Annotated in this window: 13 protein-coding genes; 8 read left to right on the top strand and 5 right to left on the bottom strand. The window is 46.9% G+C overall.

The features are described 5' to 3' along the window. The first annotated feature begins 41 nt into the window (after positions 1–41). Positions 42–1,004 (top strand): copper amine oxidase N-terminal domain-containing protein, encoded by a 963-nt coding sequence (locus NYR53_RS30830; RefSeq protein ID WP_261302848.1) that lies wholly within the window; start codon positions 42–44, stop codon positions 1,002–1,004. 250 nt (positions 1,005–1,254) lie between these two features. On the opposite strand, the gene NYR53_RS30825 is transcribed toward NYR53_RS30830, so the two are convergent. Beyond that, the gene (locus NYR53_RS30825; RefSeq protein WP_261302847.1) at positions 1,255–2,235 is read right to left on the bottom strand and encodes an AraC family transcriptional regulator; all 981 of its coding nucleotides are present in this window, start codon (positions 2,233–2,235) and stop codon (positions 1,255–1,257) included. 82 nt (positions 2,236–2,317) lie between these two features. Here NYR53_RS30825 and NYR53_RS30820 point away from each other — a divergent pair, with 82 nt between their 5' ends. Both NYR53_RS30820 and NYR53_RS30815 read left to right on the top strand, forming a co-directional pair. Continuing rightward, positions 2,318–4,078 (top strand): glycoside hydrolase family 35 protein, encoded by a 1,761-nt coding sequence (locus tag NYR53_RS30820; RefSeq protein ID WP_261302846.1) that lies wholly within the window; start codon positions 2,318–2,320, stop codon positions 4,076–4,078. Between the two features lie 22 nt (positions 4,079–4,100). Further along, positions 4,101–4,937 (top strand): alkaline phosphatase family protein, encoded by an 837-nt coding sequence (locus tag NYR53_RS30815; RefSeq protein ID WP_261302845.1) that lies wholly within the window; start codon positions 4,101–4,103, stop codon positions 4,935–4,937. Positions 4,938–5,558: 621 nt separating this feature from the next. On the opposite strand, the gene NYR53_RS30810 is transcribed toward NYR53_RS30815, so the two are convergent. Further along, a complete protein-coding gene (locus tag NYR53_RS30810) occupies positions 5,559–5,738 on the bottom strand; it encodes a hypothetical protein (protein ID WP_261302844.1) in 180 nt (59 codons plus the stop codon). 102 nt (positions 5,739–5,840) lie between these two features. Between NYR53_RS30810 and NYR53_RS30805 the strand changes: the two genes are divergently transcribed. Next, complete coding sequence (locus NYR53_RS30805; protein ID WP_261302843.1) at positions 5,841–6,812, top strand: CapA family protein; 972 nt, start codon at positions 5,841–5,843, stop codon at positions 6,810–6,812. 165 nt (positions 6,813–6,977) lie between these two features. On the opposite strand, the gene NYR53_RS30800 is transcribed toward NYR53_RS30805, so the two are convergent. Both NYR53_RS30800 and NYR53_RS30795 read right to left on the bottom strand, forming a co-directional pair. Further along, entirely contained in the window at positions 6,978–7,976 is a 999-nt protein-coding gene (locus tag NYR53_RS30800; RefSeq protein WP_261302842.1) for a zinc-binding dehydrogenase, read from the bottom strand. 125 nt (positions 7,977–8,101) lie between these two features. Beyond that, positions 8,102–8,935: a helix-turn-helix domain-containing protein gene (locus NYR53_RS30795; protein WP_261302841.1), complete on the bottom strand. Its 834-nt coding sequence runs from the start codon at positions 8,933–8,935 to the stop codon at positions 8,102–8,104. A gap of 187 nt (positions 8,936–9,122) precedes the next feature. On the opposite strand from NYR53_RS30795, the gene NYR53_RS30790 reads away from it, so the two are divergent. Beyond that, on the top strand, positions 9,123–10,175 hold the full coding sequence (locus NYR53_RS30790; RefSeq protein WP_261302840.1) for a zinc-dependent alcohol dehydrogenase: 1,053 nt from the start codon (positions 9,123–9,125) through the stop codon (positions 10,173–10,175). A 472-nt stretch (positions 10,176–10,647) separates the two neighbouring features. After that, positions 10,648–15,351 (top strand): OmpL47-type beta-barrel domain-containing protein, encoded by a 4,704-nt coding sequence (locus NYR53_RS30785; protein WP_261302839.1) that lies wholly within the window; start codon positions 10,648–10,650, stop codon positions 15,349–15,351. A 288-nt stretch (positions 15,352–15,639) separates the two neighbouring features. On the opposite strand, the gene NYR53_RS30780 is transcribed toward NYR53_RS30785, so the two are convergent. Then, positions 15,640–17,016, bottom strand: a complete 1,377-nt coding sequence (locus NYR53_RS30780) for an extracellular solute-binding protein (protein ID WP_261302838.1) — start codon at positions 17,014–17,016, stop codon at positions 15,640–15,642. 224 nt (positions 17,017–17,240) lie between these two features. Between NYR53_RS30780 and NYR53_RS30775 the strand changes: the two genes are divergently transcribed. Further along, positions 17,241–17,969 carry an amino acid ABC transporter ATP-binding protein gene (locus tag NYR53_RS30775; RefSeq protein ID WP_261302837.1) on the top strand — a complete coding sequence of 243 codons (729 nt, stop codon included), beginning with the start codon at positions 17,241–17,243 and terminating at the stop codon, positions 17,967–17,969. 19 nt (positions 17,970–17,988) lie between these two features. Continuing rightward, on the top strand, positions 17,989–18,861 hold the full coding sequence (locus NYR53_RS30770) for a glutamate ABC transporter substrate-binding protein (RefSeq protein ID WP_261302836.1): 873 nt from the start codon (positions 17,989–17,991) through the stop codon (positions 18,859–18,861). The last annotated feature ends 48 nt before the right edge of the window (positions 18,862–18,909 follow it).

The raw sequence follows: 18,909 nt of genomic DNA, 5'->3' as shown, positions 1-18,909 counted from the left end.
ACTAACAAAAAACGACAAATTATTCTGGGAGCGTGTACAGCATGAAATGGAAACTTAACATTGTGGTCTCGATAGCAGTTCTGGGTAGTTTATTAAGTTCTGCGGTATATGCAGAGCCTAAGCATGATAAGGGTTCGGATCAATCTAGTTCGAGTTCGAGTTCGAGTGCAAGTTCGAGTACAAGTTCGAGTACAAGTTCGAGTACAAGTTCAAGTACGAGTTCTAAATCAAGTTCAAGTTCTAACGATCAAGTGGATGTGAAGCTGAAGGAGAAAAAGGAAAAGAAAGAAAAGAAGGTTTCAGGAGAACGTGAAACGGTGACTTCATCTACTTATGGTTCTCATGGACATATGGGGTATAGAGGGTTACAAAACGCGTACGAACATGTCAAAGATCGCCCTGCCGGTGCCATCATTTCCAAACTGCTGGAAAAGTACAATTTACAGTTACATGATACGACGAACATTGGCTCAGTTCTCTCCGATGCTGTCATTGAGGCAGAGAATAGCGGGGATTTGGACACCGCGGCGGATATTCAGAAAGAAGTCGTTAAAACCGACTCAGCGAACCTTGATGTATACAAAAAGCTGGGATCACTGAATAGCAAAAAAGGCAAGTTAGGTGTCAAAGCCTACGTTAACGGTCTAGAACCTAACTTTGAGGTCCCGCCATTTATTAAAGATGGGAACACGTTAGTCCCTTTCCGAGCGATTGCTGAAGCCTTGCAGGCTACGGTTACTTGGAATCCAGAAGATAACTCGGTTACCGTAGTGAAAGATGGTGTCACAGTGAAGCTTGTGATAGGTGTTCGTAAAGCCTTTATTAATGGACAAGCCGTTGATCTAGAAGTGGCTGGGGAAGTCTATAATGGGTCCACGATGGTGCCAGCTCGCTTCATTAGTGAAGCGCTCAAAGCCAATGTGCAGTGGGAACCAGAATCACAAAGCGTCGTGATTAACGAGGCTGAAGAACAAACGCCGGCACAAGACGCGGCACAGGAGTAAAATACGCGAGAACGCCCGCAAACTTCAAGGTTTGCGGGCGTTTTTATTGTGAAGGGGAACGGCGATACGCTATTTCGTGATAATCACGTTGAAAATAGGTTTAGCGGAACGTGGTGACGTTATTTAGTGAAAAAGGAAGATCCGGAGGCTAAATATAACAAAATAACGTCCTGTGGTTCCGCGTACCCTGGCATTCAAGTGGTTTTCGCCAATATAGCGACTCCTAGTTCCGCTAAAGTCCGAGCGGCTGCTACGTGGCATGATGCTTCGGCTTGAATTCACTTGGCGACTGGCCGGTCCAGCGCCGGAACTGCCGCGAGAAGTGGCTGGCCGAATGGAAGCCGAGTTTCTCCGCAATGTCGGTCATCGGCAAATTGGTTGTGACGAGCAGCTCTTTGGCTAGGTTCAGCTTTTGCCGGCTGACATACTGCCGCGGCGATAGCCCGTACACTTTGGAGAAGAGCTTGCTGCACTGACTGCGGCTCAGGTTCAGCTCTTTCGCGACTCCTGCGACAGACGCCTCCTCGCAGAGGCCGAGCGACAGCTTTTCTTCAATCGCATGGGCGACATCAGCGGTGAACAAAGAAGTGTCTTGGTCCATCGTTGGCGCATATTTTTGTTTGTGCGGTGAATCGTGTTCGCGCAGCAAATGAAGTACATCATGGATGATAAGCAGGGTGTAGGACTGAAGCAGCAACTTGTCCTCGAAGCGCAGGTACTGCAGTTCTTGCTTCGCGTCCTCTGTGCGATTGCGATGCATGATAGCCTCTAGTTCACTTACGTAGAACTGAAGCCTGCTTTGCTCCGCATCTTGATGATGGATGTGCTGATAAGGAGTAATCGATAGCAGGCTGCGTATTTCGGTATCATCGAGATCGAAATGCACATTAAAGTAGCCGTAATGTGTGGCAGCCAAATTCGAAGATTGATGTCTGACGCCGGATTTGATCAGCAGCCAGTCTCCTTGGCGCATGGTGATGGATTCGCGGTTCATTTCTTGCACAACTTCGCCTTCCGAGCAGTAAAGAAGTTCAAACAAATGATGATGATGCCGAAGGTAGTGCCATCCCGGGGGCTGCAAGCCAAAATGGCATCCTACTACTTGTAAGGTATTGATCATATTCGGAAAACGGTACAAATCATCCATGAAGGGATCCTTCCTCCTGTATGTCATCGTTGTACGTTCAATCATATCACTGAACTGGCACATTTGGTATAGAAAATGCTCCATTTGGAGATTGAGGGTTAACCACTTTTTCAGCGATGATTAAATCAGTAATACACTATCGCATTCATCAGTCGGAGGGATAACCGTGGCCATTTTACAAGCTCAAAATAAGCAGTTTCTTTTAGATGGAAAGCCTACTCAACTCATCTCTGGAGCCATCCATTATTTTCGCGTCGTGCCTGACTATTGGGAAGATCGTTTATTGAAGCTCAAAGCTTGCGGGTTTAATACCGTCGAGACGTATATTGCTTGGAATTTGCATGAACCGGAGGGAAATGTTTTTAATTTCGATGGAATAGCGAACATTGTGAGATTTGTGGAGCAGGCTGGCGAGCTAGGGCTGCATGTGATCGTACGGCCGAGTCCTTATATTTGTGCGGAGTGGGAGTTTGGCGGATTACCGGCATGGCTGTTGAAATATCCGGATATGCGGCTGCGCTGCATGGATCAGGCTTATCTGGAGAAAGTCGACCGTTACTATGACGAGCTGATTCCGCTATTAGTCCCGCTGCTTAGCACAAACGGTGGACCCATCATTGCAATGCAGATTGAAAATGAATATGGCAGCTACGGCAATGACACAGCATATTTAACGTATTTACGGGATGGGCTCATCAACCGCGGGGTAGATGTTATGCTGTTTACGTCTGATGGTCCGGAGGACGGCATGCTGCAAGGCGGGACGGTTCCAGGCACGCTTGCCACGGTGAATTTCGGTTCTAAACCGGAGGAAGCCTTTAATAAGTTTCGTGAATACCGTGTTGATGAGCCGCTCTTTTGCATGGAGTACTGGAACGGTTGGTTTGATCACTGGTTGAAGCCTCACCACACGCGTGAAGCGGGCGATGTTGCGGACGTATTCGACCGAATGCTCCGCGCTGGCGCCTCAGTGAATTTCTACATGTTCCACGGCGGGACGAATTTTGGCTTCTACAACGGAGCGAACTATCATGACAAATATGAAGCGACAATCACCAGCTACGACTATGATTCGCCTTTGTCCGAATGCGGAGATGTGACGGAGAAATATAGAGCTGTCCGCAGCGTGATTGCAGGATTTTTAGGCAAAGATGTAAAGGATTTCCCAGAAATACCGGTACCCATGAAGAAGAAAAGCTACGGTCAGATCACTTTGACTGAAAAAGCAGATATGCTTGACCATTTGTCACATCTCACTGAGCCCGTTAAGAGCACCTGTCCAGAGCCGATGGAGAAGCTCGGTCAAAGCTATGGATTCATCGTTTATTCCACGCACGTGTCCGGGCCGCGTACGGGTGAAAAGCTGCACCTGCAGGAGGTGCATGACCGTGCGCAAGTCTTCTTGGATGGTGTCTACCAAGGTACGGTGGAAAGATGGGATTCGCGTCCACTCCCGATAGACATCCCTGCTCAAGGCGCAAAGCTGGACATTGTGGTTGAGAATATGGGGCGAGTCAACTATGGTCCGAAATTAAAGGACTATAAAGGGATTACAGAGGGTGTACGGATGAACAATCAGTTCTTATTTGATTGGACAATATATCCACTCCCACTGGACGATCTGACGGCCATTCCATTTGAACGTTCTGCTGAGGTAAGTGAAAGGAATGATCGTCCTGCCTTTTACCGAGGGGAATTCACCGTGGAAGAAACGGGGGACACATTCGTTCGGTTGGACAACTGGTCGAAAGGCGTAGTCTGGATTAACGGGTTTAACTTGGGTCGTTATTGGGAGAAAGGGCCGCAGCAAACGTTGTATTTGCCGGCGCCTTTACTGCGAACTGGAAGCAATGAAATTATCGTATTCGAATTACATCATGCAGAGAAGCCGATCATCGAACTGACGGATGCACCGGATTTGGGATAACTTGTAATCGGAGGGATTGACAATGGCATCTACAATGGCAGTCAAAAGAGTCATCATTCTTGGCATAGATGGAGCGGGGGCGTTCGTCAACGAAGCTGATACGCCGTTTATTGATGTTCTCCTCCTGGGCGGAGCCAAAACGGATCATGCTCAGACCGTTTTTCCCTCCATTAGCGGGGAATGCTGGGGTTCTCTGCTGCATGGTGTAACGCCGGAAAGACATGAGTCCCATGTGAATATAAAAATGGAACGGAACTACCCGGCAGTCTCGGCAACGCCTTCCTTATTTCAAATCGTTAGTGAAGCCAAACCTAACAGCAAGATGGCTTCCTTCGTCTCATGGAAACCGATACAAACTGGAGTCATTGAAGAGAACGATGCGGTTTATAAATACGCTGCACCGGATGAAGAATTGGTTCCTGCCATTGCCGCGTATATTCGTAACAATCCGGATTTTGAGCTGCTGTTCGTTCAACTGGATGATGTGGATGCTGCCGGCCATCGGCATGGGTATGGAACCGAGGAGTACTTAAAGGCGATCTCACGTGCGGACAATCAAATCGGTGAGATCAGTAAAGCCATCTTAGATGCAGGAATGCTGGAAGACAGTCTGATTATAGTAACGACGGATCATGGCGGCGGAGGCTTGGATGCCTTCAATCATGGCAGCGATCATCCGAAAGACATGACGATTTTCTGGGGCTGCCGTGGCCCTGGTGTTCTCTCAGAGGCCGATTTGGCTGGACTAAATATTATGGATACGGCTGCCGTCGCGCTTTCTGCGCTGGGCTTACCATTCCCGGATGATTGGGATGCCAAGCTTCCGAGCGGGTTGCTGGTGAACCCGGGGCAGCGCTAAAGGGTGCAGCCTCTGCGACAGGAGCTAGTTAGACGCTGAATAAGAGCGAAGAGTCTGTCTCAAAATTATTGTATAGGAACCTCCAAATCCACTTGAAGTGGAATGGAGGTTTTTCTTTTATATAGAACTAAAGTGTGGGATTGGTGCTGAAGCGAAACGAGAGATCAAACATGCACTTTTCAGATACTCTGGGTAAAGTAGTATGCTGCGTCCTGAGAAGGCATAAAAGGGCGTCTCGGAGGCACGAATGCAGTGAAAGTGGTGTGAGACGTCTGAAAAGGACCTCTCAACAGCTGAGAGAAGGCTATCGTTCTAGAAGGGCTCGAATTCAAATTGGTATTCGAGACATTCGTTGTTTAGTTGCGAGTAAAGGGTATGTTTACTTAAGGTGAACTTGTTTCATTTTTGTGGGACGTCGGTGCCGGTTAGGCTGGCTGGGTTGTAGGGTTTCCGCTCCGTAATGATGTTTTTCATTGCTAAAGTTTGAACGAGGTAGAAATGTGCTCCGTTAACGATATAAAACAACCTTAAATGATGTGGAATCAAGCTAATTAGTCCGATTATCGCTCCATAGTGATGTTTTTCATTGCTAAAGCGTGTGCCAGAGGGGAATCTCCATATTTAACGATGATTAACATCGCTAAATACCTTGCTACGGGTGAGGTTATCTGACCAGTATTCAGAATTAACACTCGCACCCACGCTCGCACCCACGCCCGCACCCGCAACTGCCCCTGTGCCCGCGCCACCCGTACCGCACCCGTACTCGCCCCCCGCACCCGTGCTCGCACCTCCCCGCACCTGCACCAGTTCTCCCACCCAGCGCGGACTCCAAAGCCCAGCCTATTTTACAATCAACAACCCCTTTCATCGAATAATGTGCTCATGAGAGGAGGGAATGCGTTGGAGCAAATAAAGATTGCCGCTGTCGGAGATTTGTTGATGAAAAGTGAAATCATTGACTCTGCGAAGCAAGGAGATGGTTACTCGTTTGATTCTATTTTTGAACCCATTAAGCCTTATCTAAAGAACCACGATCTAACGATTGGAAACCTGGAAACGACCTTCTCTGGGAACAGGAAATTGGGCAGGATGGGAATCCGACCCAAATGCAACTGTCCAATGGAACGAAGGAACCCGAGAACTGGGTACCCCGTGTTCAATTGCCCGGATGCATTGGCAGCAACGTTGAAAAGCGTGGGGTTTCATGTAGTAACAACTTCCAATAACCATTGTATGGATGGTGGTTCAGCTGGCTTGAAGCGAACGTTGAAGGTGCTCGATAAACACGGGCTCAAGCATACGGGTACCGCTCGTACCCTTGATGAAGCTAATCAGCATTTGATCATGCGTGTGAAAGGGGTGAATATTGGCATTTTGGCCTATACCAAAGGGACGAATGCCATACATGTTCCTCGTCGATGGATGGTGAATCCATTTGATCGAAAAAAGATGATTGCAGATATTCGCCAGTTGAAAAAGAAAACTGAATTCATCATAGTCTGCTTACATTTTGGGAAAGAGTATCAGACGTATCCGAGCAGAGATCAGAAGCAATTGATGCAGTTCCTCTTTAAACAGGGCGTTAACGTAGTCATAGGAACACATCCACATGTGCTGCACCCGGTAACTCAGACTGTAATGAAAGACATCGATGGTAAGGTGCGCAATCGAGTCGCTGCTTCCTCTTTAGGTAACTTCGTATCGTCGAAGCTAACAAAAAGTGAGAATACGATTCGGGGAATGATTCTGTCATTGACTCTCACTAAAAATGAAAATGGCATCGTAGATGTCCTGAGAATTGACGAAATTCCAACGATAGTGAAGAAGAGGAAAGCAGATAAGACTACGTTTACAGTTGTTCCGGTTAGGTAAAATGAAAAGTGCCTCTCTCTGCGTATAATCACACGGGAAAGGCACTTTTGTTGCATTTGTTATAAAGTAACTGATTTTCATTCCTATCGTGAAAAGGGAAGGGACTGCTCGATGCGAATCGAGTATTCAATGATCACCCCGAAACGGTCATAGGTTCCACTCTCATCATTTTAATTTCGTCCAATCAAACAAAACCCCCATGGCAGAACTGCGGTTCTGCACCAATGAGTCGTACACCTGCGGGGCCTCGGATGGCGAATAACGATGGGTAATCAAAGAGGTCACATCCATTCGTCCTTGCGCGATGTAGCTTAAGAATAGAGCGGCCATTTGGGGATGATTCCAACCGTTGTAATTCATAAGGGCGTGGATGCCCAGAATGGAAACGGAATTGGACACAACATTTCGGCCCATTCCCTGCTCAGAAGGAGTTGCCGTATCTCCCAGCAAAATAACTCTTCCCAAAGGCTTGACGAGCCGAGTAGCTTGGGCTAAGACGGCCGGATGCCCGGTAATATCGAAGATAACGTCCAGCATGCTGCCATCTGTTTTATGCTTGATTTCTTCATGTGCTTTTCCCGCATCCATGGGCAGCAGCTGAATGCCTGGCCGTTGCCCAACCAGCTGCAAACGGCTCTCTGCAGGATCGATAGCGAAAATATCTTTGACCCCGGACAGATATAAATATTGGGTTACCAGCTGTCCGAGAAGTCCCAGACCGATGACGCCCACCGTTTCTCCTAACTGCAGTTCTGCTCTTCTTACACCAAGCTGTGTTGTTTTGGAAAGATTGATCCATACGCCTTGCTCGGTGCTAATATTATGCGGAAGAAGATAGGCATGCTTGGCATCTGTTTTAAAATATTGCGTATGTGAATTCTCGACAAACACACGATCGCCTTTGTGTATCCCCTTAACTTCTGAGCCAATTTCAAGCACTTCAGCCACCATGCAATAACCGGGATAGAAAGGATACTTAACCCAGTCCGACCAGTTGGTATCGGGGTCAAATACACCTCTAAGGCATTGAAGCTCTGTCCCTGTACTAATCAGGGAGCATAGAGCGGCACATAGAATTTCGGTCTGACCGAGTGCAGGATCGAACGTTTCATTCCGGACCTCAACCTTTTGTTTTTCTGTGAAAACGATACGCAGTGTTTCCATTTCCCTACCTCCTCGAACGGGTTCATTTCCCCTCGAGATTAGTGTATAGGTATCGGATTTACAAAAATAGAGCACAACTTTGCTAATGTTTAACACTTATACAGGTGGTGCAGCTGGAAATATTTTTAAATATTTTTTTCAAACAAACGCTTGTATTGAACGGGGGAAATGCCCGTGTATTTCTTGAAAAGGCGGGTAAAGGATTGAAGGTCGTTGAATCCGAGGGAGCTGCTGATTTCGGTAATGTTCATTTCCTGCATTTCCAAAAGCGATTTCGCTTTTGCGATTTTCATTTCCCGATGCAGCAGGATCGGCGATTTGCCGAACATCTCTTTGAAGTGATTGCTTACGTAGGTTGGATTCATATGTAAATCCTTGGCTAAATCCGATAATGAAAACGAAGCCTCGGGCTGGGTTACTATTTTCAATAAGATGGACAAAAAGCTGTGAGACGGCTGTCTCAAATCCGTGGCATTCACACTTCCCAAAGCATTGTCCAATAACAAATAAAGCAATTCAAGAGACTTTGCTTTTTGCAAAATGATGGTAGGGATATGGCCTTCCCTTGTGGTAGAGAGCACGAATTCGTCGAATACGGCCTCGAATTTTTTGTGATTTTTCAGCGGATAGATATAAGGGATCTGTAAAAACGGCAGCACATCAATCACATTCTGAATCTTGTAAGTAAAATGCCACCAGAGAAACTCGGTTTCCTCATCACTATCTTTATATTGGTCGTGTTCCAGAAAGGTAGGGATAAAAATGACGGATCCCGGTTCGATCACATAGATATTGTCTTGAACCCTAAGTTTGGCCGAGCCTTTTCTCACATAGGTCATCATGTAATACTCATGAAATACACGGTTCCGGTAGTTCATCTCGCGGCGGCGATGGATATCAAACTTTAACACTTTAAGCTCGGCTGTTTCCAGCAGAGAAGAGAGCATCGTATTCTTCATGCTAGTCAACCTCCATTTTAAAGTTGATTATATCATAATCACTGGTTCTTATTTGATACTTATATAAATCTATTTTGCTGAAAAAATGAAAGAAAATCGCTATAAAAAAGGTTTGACAGTCCTTTTGCGATCGCTTAACATGAATTATATGATCCAGATAAATACCAATAAGGAAAGGAGTGAAGAGATGAAAGCAGTAATCTCCTTGAAAGGCAAGGTTGAAGTCTTAGACATTGAAGAGCCTTCCATTGAAGCGAACCATGTACGTGTTGAAACCTGCTATTCCGCAATTAGTTCAGGCACAGAGCTTCTGCTGAAAAACCTGAAGACGGATACTCCCATTCAACTTGGTTACAGTGCGATGGGAATTGTGCGGGAAATCGGGGAAGGAGTCTCCCATGTGAAGGCAGGGCAGCGAGTCGCTTGTTACGGTTCTCCTTATGTTAAGCATGCGGAGTTCTTAGTGGTGCCTAAGCATTTGATTGTTCCGCTTCCGGATGAATGCAGCTCGAAAGAAGCATCCTTCGTCGGACTCGGTGCGATCGCCATTCATGCGCTGCGGCAAGCGGATTTGCGTTTTGGAGAATCGGTTGCCGTGGTTGGACTAGGTATACTGGGACAAATCGTATGTCGGATTGCAGACGTTTCCGGCAGCCGGGTAATCGGGCTTGACTTGTTGGCTGAACGCTGTGCCAAGCTTTCGGCAGCCAGTGCCGTGCATGTGTGTGACAATGTACAGGATGTCAACCGCACAATCGACTCGTTAGGGCAGCATGAAGGTGTTGATGCGGTCATCATCTGTGCCAATGGTGCCAATTCCGGCATGATTGATCAGGCCCTTCACTGGATTCGCGACAGAGGGAAAATCGTCATTGTCGGCGATGTGAAGATGGACTTCGATCGGGAGTTGATGTTTGCCAAAGAAGCGCAGGTGCTCATCTCGCGTGCTGGTGGTCCAGGGCGGTATCATGACAGCTACGAAAGCAAGGGCGTCGACTATCCGATCGGTTATGTACGTTGGACAGAAGGTCGCAACATGGCGGAATTTATCCGTTTACTTGCGGAACGACGGATTTCCATCCAAACACTTATCACGCATGAGATGGCTTTACCCTCTATGACAGTGGCTTACGAATTGCTTCGCGAATCCCCGCGAGACGTATTGGGCGTTCTCATTGATTATGGGAAGGAGCAAGGAAGTAGAGCTGAGAATCAACTAGGTGCGGTACCTATATCTTAATAGTAATTGTTGCATTCCGACTCCAAAAGGCGGTTTCGAGTGTCGTTCAACAGCTTTATGAATGGATTTGGGTATTGTGGCTGGATACCAATGTTGTATTTCCTACAACAATTCGCATGCATGAAAGCTATTTTGCAACTTGAAGTTGCAGTTCGTACAACATTTTGAGCCCATTTGCTGCAAAATCGACTGTATTGGGCTCAATTGATGTACATTATGCAACAACGAAGGGGGAGAGGTGAGATTTAAGCAGCAATTGTTGCACTTTTTACAACATCATTTAACAAGAGAAATACAACCACCCTTTTTCATTTAAAATAGCGTTGTCATGTTTCAGGACTGGTTAGGTTACTGACTTTTTCCCATTATTTATACTTAAAATGTAAGCGGTTTCGTTAATGCAATCCATCAATATCACCTATCACCACACACACTGCCGATCGGGTAGAATTTTGAAAAAAGGATGATGAGAATGCCTGTATCTATGGTTGGGAGAAGTACATTTTTCAAATGGTTGTTGGGATTTTTAGCATTGCTATGCTTAGCTCTTTACTTGCCCTCCAACGTACGAGCCGCTGAGGCAGCGGAGATCATTCCGGTACCCAACTCCGGATTCGAGCAAGATCTGGTATCAGGCAAAATTCCGAGTTGGGGTTATTTTTCTGCTGGTATACCTTCAGGACTCTCATTGTCAGAAACGACCAAATTCGCTGGGAATAGGAGCTTGAAGATGGAGAGAACGGGGGCAATAGCAGGTGCGCTTGGAGCGGAAAGCGCAAAGCTGGCCGTAACGCCCGGAAAATCTTATGAGGCAGCAGTCAAGTTGTATATCGAAAACTTTACAGGAACACCATCTCTTTGGATTCGCTGGCATGACGCAGCGGGGAAGCCGTTGAACAAACAGGCGACTTATAACCTCGCCGCCCCCCCGTTAAACAAATGGCTGGACATTCGAGCCCAAGGTATTGCTCCGGCGGATGCTGCCTTTGCGACGGTATTCGTGTATGCTTCATCGGGTACTACCATGACGGCCTATGTAGACGAGGCTCAGTTTTACCGCGTGGCTGATACGATTGCCGTGATCAATCCAGGGTTTGAAGATCCTACTTCCGGATCAACTATTCCTGGTTGGGATTTATTCGGAGGTACACCCGCTAGCTCTGTGTCGGTAACTAAGACGGAGCAGAACAGCGGGTTGTCCAGTTTGTTGATTGATGACACCAGCACAACATCCCCATCTGGACTCAACACCAAGCCGATCACTGTTCAAGCCGACGGCATTTATGAAGCGAAGGCCAGTGTTTACTTAGTATCCGGAGGAGCCGTAAACCTTTATATGAAATTTTATAATTCATCAGGTAGCGAAATTGGAACATCCTCCGTTTCATACGGTACACCGCTGAATACATGGAGCCAGCTCAAAATAGAGGGTATAGCTCCGGATAAAGCGGCCACAGCGAAGGTTTTATTGTATTCCGGTGTAGCGACTCTCAGCAAAGCCTATTTTGATGATGTTTCATTTTCTTATAAAGGTGATGCGCTTAAATTGCCGTTTAAGTATGGCGCACCCGTCAATTTAGGTAAAGCGACACTCACGGCGACTACCTTAGGAGGAGCGATAGGAAACGGAGAGCTCTATTTCGTAGCCAACGGCAATCCGGGGACTTTCTATGCCGTCGATGCTGCGACTGGAGTCATCAATCATTCGGAAGCGGTGCCCGGTACGACAGAAACTTGGGCGGTTACGGTTGGGGCGGATAAGAACGTCTATTTTGCTGCTACAGCCAACCGTAAGTTCTGGAAATACGATCCGATCCTCAGAAAGATCACGGAAGTAGGGAATAATCCGTCCAATAATTTCGTATGGGATTTGGATGCAAGTTCTAATGGCCTCATATACGGCTCTACTTATCCGAATGCCAAAGTCTTTACTTACGATACCAATACAAGCTTGTTTGCCGATCTGGGCAGCATGCATCCAACCGAACAATATGCTCGGGGAGCCGGGGTTACGGACCAGTACTTGTATGTCGGAATTGGTTCAAAAAAGCATTTGATACGAATGGACAGGAATAGCGGAGAAAAAATGGAGATCCCATTACCATTCACGGGCATGGATGATTTCATACACAACATATCACCTTACAACGGACTGCTTTACATTACACATGGTACATCTCTCGCCGTCGTGAACGAATCGACGTTCGAAGTGAAGAAGCAAATTGCCTATACGGCTCCGGAAGCATTTGATGGCAAAATCTCACCTCCGTCTCCTTATGACGCCAATCTGCTTTATTACCGGAATAAATCTTCAAACAGTCTGTGGACGTACAACGTCGCAGCCAATACGGTGCAGGCCGTGATGCCGGAGGTTGAACTCCCGGAGGTTGGGAGTAAAGCGTTTGATTGGATCACTTTGCCTACTGGTGCTAAAGTGTTGGCTACCCTTTACGAGAACGGCAAGTACACGCTCTATAACCCGCAGGATCATTCGATACAGACCATCCAGGTGCCTATAGCTAGGGATGGTGTCAATATACAAAGCCTCGCAGCAGGGCCGGACGGCAAGCTATATCTCGGCGGTTTCATTGATGGATTGAGTGTATTTGATCAGTCAACGCAGAAATATGAAGCTCAAATGTCTTCTCCATTCTCTCCCCATCAAGTTGAGGAGATCGGCTTTTTGAATGGCAAGACCTATTTCGGCGCTTATGGCGGAGCGCGCGTTTACCGCTATGACGCAAGTCTGCCCTACAATTATGGATCAACGCCATCGCATAATCCAGGGCTCGTTTACACGGTTCCGGGTGGTCAAGATCGGCCATATGCGATTGCTTCTGGCGACAACAAGCTATTTATCGGTACGATACCGGTCTACGGCAATATGGGCGGCAGCTTGACCATCTACAATGAAACGACGGATAAGTGGACGTCAACTCGCAACGTTGTACAAGATCAAAGTATCATTGCGCTTGCCTATAAAGACGGCGTTGTCTACGGTGGCACCTCCATCGATGGAGGTCTCGGCACAACGACGTCAACCACAGCGGTGGCCAAACTGTTCAAATGGGATGTAGCGTCAAATGCCAAACTTGATGAGTTTGTACCCGTCATTCCTGGATTGACGTCCCCAAGATTACTCGGCGGCTTGTCTTTCGCTCCTGATGGACTTTTATGGGGCGGCGCATGGGGGAAGGACGATCAAGGGGGGCAGATTTTTGCTATCTATGCGATGAATCCCAGCACCAATGCGGTTGTGAAAAGTAAGCTGATGTACCCGAATGCAAGCGGTGGCAGCACATGGCGTTCCTTTTATTTACGCTGGGGACAAGACGGACTGCTGTATACAACGATTGCTCGTTATGTGACAGCAATCGATCCCGTCACCATGAATGCACGTAAACTTGTAGATACCCAGACGAATCTGATGGATTCGGGTGTGGATGGCAGCATTTACTATACGTCGGGGACAATCTTATTCAAACTACCTGTTCCTTTGGCTCAAGCTTCTATATCCATGGCCAAGGTTACGTTGGATGAGGGGCAAAGTGAGCCGGTCAACAGTTCTGGCGTTCTGGTGAACGGACTGCCGGCCATCTTGGCAGGGGGTACCACTGCCTTCACAAGCAGCGACCCGACTGTTTTGTCCGTTGTGTATGGTCAGGTTAAAGCGCTCAAGGCAGGAACGGCGAACGTTTATGCCGATATCACTCTAGGTGGAACGACGATTAGGACGAACACGATCGGAGTTACAGTGACTCGCCCACTGGTTATTGATCCTACCTTTACAGCAGATAAAATATCTCCGACCAATACGGACGTCACCGTAACGATCGGCTATCCAACGAACGCTGCAGTGAAAGAATATAAACTGGGTGCAAGCGGTACATGGGATGCATACACAAGCCCTATCGCCGTTTCGGACAATAACACCTTATATGCAAGAGCAGCGGATGCCGCAGGCAACGTTTCGAATGAAACCAGTTATGTGGTAAGTAATATCGATAAAATAGCTCCAGTTACTACAGCAAGCGTATCGCCTTTACAACCGGATGGACCGAATGGGACGTACGCAAGTCCGGTCACGGTTACATTGAATAGCAGCGATAGCTCGTCGACTGTAACCAATACCGTGTACAGTCTAGACAACGGGACTACATGGCAGCTTTATACTTCACCGATTACATTTGATAAGCAAGGCCAAGTCAAAGTGAGTTATAAGTCAACGGATCAAGCAGGGAATGTGGAGTCTCCTCAAATGGTTAGTTTTACGTTGTCGACGACAGCTGTTAAGGTTCAACTCAAAGACAGCAGCGGAAATCCGCTCAGCGGGGGAGTAGTCAGTTATTACGACGGAGGATGGAAGGATTTTGGCACAACGGATGCCTCCGGATCCGTAAGTAAAGCATTGCCGAATAAAAGCTACACGTTCTCGATGAAATATGAAGGTACGATCAAGGAGAAGTTACAGAATACGGGGACTGACGCTGTGGTTGGGTTCCAGACGGTTAAAGTCAAGCTGCAACTGAAGGATAGTCAGGGGAATCCGCTGGATGTCGGCAGTGCGAGCTACTATGCAGGAAGCTGGCGGACTATCGGAACAACAAGCGGCGGTGAGATTAGCAAGGAATTGCTGCCTGGCTCTTATACATTTGACATGACTTATGAAGGAACACACAAGGAAAAGGTACAGGATACAGGAGCCGACGCCGTCATTGTGTTCCAGACAGTTAAAGTCAAGCTGCAATTGAAGGATAGCCAAGGGAATCCGCTGGATGTTGGCAGTGCGAGCTACTATGCAGGAATCTGGCGGGCCATCGGAACTACAAACAGTGGTGAGATCAGCAAGGAATTATTGCCTGGCTCCTATACCTTTGACATGACATATGAAGGAACACATAAGGAAAAGGTGCAGAATATAGGAATCGATCCATTGATTGTCTTCCAGACGGTTAACGTTAAGGTGCAGCTGAAGGATAGCCAAGGGAATCCAATCAATGGCGGCATGGTAAGCTATTATGCAGGAAGCTGGAGGCCCTTCGGAAATACAACCAGCGGAGAGATTAACAAGGAACTACTAGCTGGTTCCTATACCTTTAGCGTGACATATGGAGCAACTCGCAAGGAAAGTGTAAATAACATCGCAACAAATCCAACGATACTATTTCAGCTGTGAATAAGTCTTACGATAGCTGCCGAAGGTGGGTTCTCACCAATTAGGCTATGTAAAAATTAAAAATCGGCTAGGGGAGCGTTTGCTCCTCTACCCGATTTTTTTCTTTTAGGCTACGAGGTAAGCCGAGGCTTATCCCTTTGGTAATCACTATAGCCCATCTGCCCTCACGAAAGCTGAATGACTCTAAACTCACATTCTGGAGTTGTGCATACCAGTTTTGAATCAATCGACAGTCTCTGTTCTGCAACAATTTAGTCCTTTTCTATGCTATAGAGCAACTTGTCTATCCTAATGGGCGACTTCCAACCTGCGGCAAACCGTCTCGAAGTCGTCGAGCCGTGCCCAGTATAGCTTGAGAATATGACGCATGGTTTCCAGTTCGCGGAAAGTAACATTCATGTCGGTATAGAAACTAAACGTCGGGATGATGTCCCGGTACATGAAGAACCTTGAAGGACGTGCCAACGTCTCTTCTCCAGTCCACTCCGCCGCCGTTTTGACACTCGGGATGGTAAGGGTCGTTTTGCGAATATGCAGCTGCGCTTCGTTCGAAACGAGAAAATCGAGCATGGTCTGGGCTGCTTCCTTGTGCTTGCTCGACTTAATGACCGCAAGACCAATGATTAAGAGCTGAGTCTTTGCTTCGAGCGAATAGGGAAGCGGCGCGATATCATAATTGAATTCAGCATTACGCAAATGGTTCAAGCTGTAATAGCTGGTCACGATCATGGACGTTTTTTGCTGCATGAAAAACCGTTCAGCATCAGAGTCATTCTCCGACATATAGACGGTGTCCGGGTTCATTCCTTCAAACAGCCCAAGGCTTGTTTGCATAGCTTTCCGAAAGTTATCGTTGTTGAAAATCAGTTTACCCTGCTGATCGCGTTCAAAAACAACTTTGTTTTGCAGCAAAAAAAGCGGCCAACGATTGATGGATTGCAGGTGAAACAAGATCCCGATTCGGTCTTGCTTTTGCGTTAAGGCTAGCGCTGCTTGGTTTACATCGTTCCAATGCCAGCTGCTATCCGGCTCTGGCAATGCTGCTTCCTTGAAATGATCTCGGTTGTAACATAAGATGATCGGTGAAAAAATAAACGGCTGCACGTACAACTGATTGTCTTTGGTGAACGGTCCCGACAGAAAACTATATGTGCTATTCTTTCGTTCAAGTGGCTCCAGGATATCCGAGACGGCCTTATTTTCAGTAACCCTTTCGTAGCTTTGGTTATTTAAAGTGATAAGGTCCAACGCGTCTCTCTCCATGGCTTCTTTCGCGTTCTGAGTAAAGTACGATTGCGAAAGAGGAATCATCTGGACGACAATATGCGGATGCTGCTGTTGAAACTTTTCGACCAGTTCCAATAAATTAGCTTCTAGAGTGAGAGTAGGGTAATAACCGAATTTCAGGGTAAGCTTTTCGTTCCGGCCTGTCCCAACTACGCGCGTCCCGATTCGCGGCACTTTTTCGATCATTTCCTGATCGAGTAGTAGTTCCAGTCCTTTGCGAACGGAGTTTTTGCTCAGCTGAAACTGTTCTGCAAGTGTTAATTCGGAAGGTAAGAAGTCACCGGGCTGCAGTTTTCCGATTGCGATGTCGCTGCGTAATTTCGTGACCATCTCTTCCAGTCGGGTTCGGAAGGTGGATCGTTTGGGTTTACCCGCCATTTATTTGAGAACCTCCGGGCCATTCAATGTTGGTATCTATCTGGGTTATATTATAGTATGCCAAGATGATCGGACACAAGGTTCGTAATCTTCTGTCGGCGTTATTTTTCTAACCGAATGTCGGATTGCATAAGATTCCATAGTTTTTCATTTATCCTTTAAATGTGTTAATTTACATAACAAACAGTTTACATCAATAATGATTCATCGAAGGGGGGGTTCCATTGATCTCATTTCGTCAAGTAGAGAAGCATTACGGCGATTTTCATGTGCTCAAAGGAATTAATCTTCAGATCAAGCAGGGTGAGGTCGTTGTCGTAGTAGGTCCGTCAGGTTCGGGCAAGAGCACGCTGCTTAGGTGTATTAACCGACTGGAAACCATCACAAGCGGTGAGCTTATCGTGAATGAGTACAAGGTCAGCGATAAGAAGATGGATTTGAACAAGCTGCGCCGAGATATCGGTATGGTATTCCAACATTTCAATCTCTATCCGCATAAGAAAGTGATCGATAACATTACGCTTGCTCCGATGAAGGTGCATGGTATGGCTAAGAAAGAAGCCGACGAGATCGCGATGTATTTCCTGGATAAGGTTGGGATTCAGGATAAGGCACACAGTTTTCCTTCTCAGTTATCCGGGGGACAGCAGCAGCGTGTAGCCATTGCTAGGGGACTGGCGATGAAGCCGAAAATTATGTTGTTTGATGAGCCGACATCAGCCCTGGATCCGGAAATGGTTGGAGAGGTGCTTGATGTCATGAAGGCGCTTGCAAACGAAGGAATGACGATGGTTGTGGTTACGCACGAGATGGGCTTTGCCCGTGAAGTAGCCGATCGCGTTGTTTTTATGGACAAAGGTCAAATTGTAGAAGAGTCACCTCCAGAGGAATTCTTCGTCAACCCACGTGAAGAAAGAGCGAAATTATTTCTGAATCGGGTACTTAACCATTAATAAGGAGATGAATAAAACCATGATGTCAAAAAAGTGGAATTTCATGTTTATGTTAATTACGATATTCGCATTGGTGGGGTGTGCCTCTAACGGGACAAAAGGAGGCGCATCAAGCACTCCGGCTAGCTCTACGGCAGCAAGCAGCGCTCCAAGCACTGCCAAGCCGGCAGGTGGAGCGTCCGTTCTGGATGAGATTAAAAGCAGAGGCAAAATTGTCGTTGGTGTGAAATTTGATACCAAGCTATTCGGATTGAAGAACCCGACTGGCGGCGAAGTGGAAGGCTTCGACATCGACATCGCCAAAGCATTAGCGAAAGAAATTCTCGGCGATGAGAAGAAAATTGAGTTAAAAGAAGTAACGTCCAAGACGCGCATTCCGATGCTCGACAACAAAGAGATTGATTTGATTGTTGCGACGATGACGATTACTGAAGAGCGGAAGAAACAAGTTGAGTTTTCCAATGTTTATTTTAAAGCAGGACAGTCTTTGCTCGTTAAGAAAGGCAGCCCTATTAAGAGTATAGCGGATATTAAAAAAGGAACGAAAGTATTGGCTGTGAAAGGCTCTACTTCCGTTACGAATATTAAAGCCAAATCCCCAGATGCCACCATACTTGAGTTTGATAATTACCAAGATGCTTTTAGCGCCCTGAAAGCGGGTCAAGGGGACACATTGACCACAGATAACGCTATCCTCTATGGCATGATGGTACAAGATAAGAACTTCGAAGTAGTTGGCGAACCGTTCACGGATGAGCCTTATGGTATCGCAATCAAGAAAGGTGAGACTGCTCTTACAACTGCTGTGAACGATGGATTGAAGAAGTTGGAGTCCAGCGGTGAATACGCGAAAATCTACGAGAAATGGATTGGCAAAGCGCCAACCAAATAAGAGCAACAAGAATAAAAGAAGAGATGGGTGGCAGCTGCTGCCCATCTT

The organism is Paenibacillus andongensis, from assembly GCF_025369935.1.
Classification (GTDB): domain Bacteria; phylum Bacillota; class Bacilli; order Paenibacillales; family NBRC-103111; genus Paenibacillus_E; species Paenibacillus_E andongensis.
The sequence above is the reverse complement of the archived record's forward strand: the minus strand, read 5'-3'. Positions and strand labels throughout refer to the sequence as shown.

Coding starts and splice junctions, on each gene's coding strand:
- NYR53_RS30790 (WP_261302840.1), top strand. CDS start 9,123: ATGAAAGCAGTAATCTCCTTGAAAGGCAAGGTTGAAGTCTTAGACATT.
- NYR53_RS30795 (WP_261302841.1), bottom strand. CDS start 8,935: ATGAAGAATACGATGCTCTCTTCTCTGCTGGAAACAGCCGAGCTTAAA.
- NYR53_RS30825 (WP_261302847.1), bottom strand. CDS start 2,235: ATGGAGCATTTTCTATACCAAATGTGCCAGTTCAGTGATATGATTGAA.
- NYR53_RS30785 (WP_261302839.1), top strand. CDS start 10,648: ATGCCTGTATCTATGGTTGGGAGAAGTACATTTTTCAAATGGTTGTTG.
- NYR53_RS30780 (WP_261302838.1), bottom strand. CDS start 17,016: ATGGCGGGTAAACCCAAACGATCCACCTTCCGAACCCGACTGGAAGAG.
- NYR53_RS30815 (WP_261302845.1), top strand. CDS start 4,101: ATGGCATCTACAATGGCAGTCAAAAGAGTCATCATTCTTGGCATAGAT.
- NYR53_RS30830 (WP_261302848.1), top strand. CDS start 42: ATGAAATGGAAACTTAACATTGTGGTCTCGATAGCAGTTCTGGGTAGT.
- NYR53_RS30800 (WP_261302842.1), bottom strand. CDS start 7,976: ATGGAAACACTGCGTATCGTTTTCACAGAAAAACAAAAGGTTGAGGTC.
- NYR53_RS30770 (WP_261302836.1), top strand. CDS start 17,989: ATGATGTCAAAAAAGTGGAATTTCATGTTTATGTTAATTACGATATTC.